The organism is Sporosarcina sp. P12(2017), assembly GCF_002743035.1.
In the GTDB taxonomy this organism is placed as follows: Bacteria; Bacillota; Bacilli; order Bacillales_A; family Planococcaceae; genus Sporosarcina; species Sporosarcina ureae.
Genome location: NZ_PDYL01000039.1, coordinates 1 through 1,613 on the forward strand (window position 1 = coordinate 1; position 1,613 = coordinate 1,613).

The window sequence follows — 1,613 nt, forward strand, 5'->3', positions numbered from 1 at the left end:
GCCCATAGCTGTCAACTTAAGAAATAGGTGTACTTCTTTCAAAAAGATGGTAAAGATACATACCATCATTTTTGAAAGGAGTTCTTTTTATGTCTATCAACCATCATTTTGACATGCTTGAACAATTACTTTCATTGATCCATCCTGAAAGAGTGGATGCTCTGGCTAAGGAAACCGGTTTTATCAAGCGTAAAAGACAAATCACTGCTAGTGATTTTCTTATGCTCCTCTTTAAAAATCACGGAAATTTACTAGACTCTTCCCTTCAAGAACTTTGTGTAAAGTTGAGTCTGGATCAAGACATTTCTGTCAGTCGAACGGCTATTGACAAGAAATTCACGCCCGAAGCAGCGGAGTTTTTACTTCGATTGATTCATGAGATAGTCATTGTACAGAATCAACTGGATTTGTCATCACTACTAAGTCAAGACACACTTCCATTTACTAGTATACGCGTTATGGATTCTACATTTGTGAGTGTGCCAGATCATTTGAAATCGCGTGCTAAAAATACACATCAACAATCAGCGAAGGTGCATTTTGAATTCGATCTACTTTCAGGTCAATCAACATTCCTTAAAGTGGATTTCACCCATATCAACGATGCCAAAATGGGAAGTCAAAGGCTTCCTTATGTAGTCGAAAACGAGCTTTGCATGCAAGATTTAGGCTATTTTAGTTTTGAACAATTTAAAAGAATGGATCAATCGGGTGTATTTTTTATATCTAAAACACGAAATGATATGTATCTGGCATACAAAAATCCCTATCCTACGTATCATAAGAATGGAAAGCCGGTAAAAAGTAGTCAATATCATCGAATTGATCTAGTCGAGCTGTGTAGAAATTTACAGCCTGGAGAGTATTTAGAGTTAGAGGATGTGTATTTTGGAGGTGAGGCCCACTTTCCTGCACGTTGTATTATTTTTTCCCATGGGGAAAAGCAAATAGAAAACAGATTAAAAAAGATTGACAGAAGAACGACGAAGTCAGGAAAAGAACCCAAACAGGTAATACGCGATTTGGCAGGGATCACGGTATATATGACGAATCTACCTATATCTATTTCTGAAAAACAGGTGACGCTGTTGTATCGGCTCCGTTGGCAAGTCGAACTCCAATTCAAAGTATGGAAATCTTATATAAAAATCGATCATTTTAAATTGGTAAAAAACCCACGTTGGTTGTGTCATTTATATGCCACTCTTCTCGTGTGTATAATAAGTCAATTCATTGCGTATCAAATAAGGAACATCATTTGGGAGGAAAAAGAGATGGAAATTAGTGAGATGATTGCTGTACGTACAATCTCGAATGAAGTGTTACCTAAATTATACGGAATTTTCCACAGAAAAAAGAAGGGATGTATAGTGATCTTCCAAGCAGTGATTCAATTACTTTGTAAAACTGCTAGAAAACCCAGATCCGCCAATGGAACTGCCATACATCACCTTCTATTTAACTGAAAAACTTTAATTTTTTACGACACGAGAGCGTCGTTTATTTAGCGTGCTTACAAAGATCTTACCCTTTTAATCAAGCTAGTAAACCATGTATAGTGCATGGGATGCGGGTTATAAATTTACTGTGAATTCTTAAGTTGACAGCTATGG

At 36.7% G+C, this 1,613-nt stretch carries 1 protein-coding gene; it reads left to right on the top strand.

Annotated features, from left to right (window positions below; all coding sequences use genetic code 11):
• Positions 1–89: 89 nt before the first annotated feature.
• A complete protein-coding gene (locus CSV80_RS17250; RefSeq protein WP_099670347.1) occupies positions 90–1,466 on the top strand; it encodes an IS4 family transposase in 1,377 nt (458 codons plus the stop codon).
• Positions 1,467–1,613: the final 147 nt, after the last annotated feature.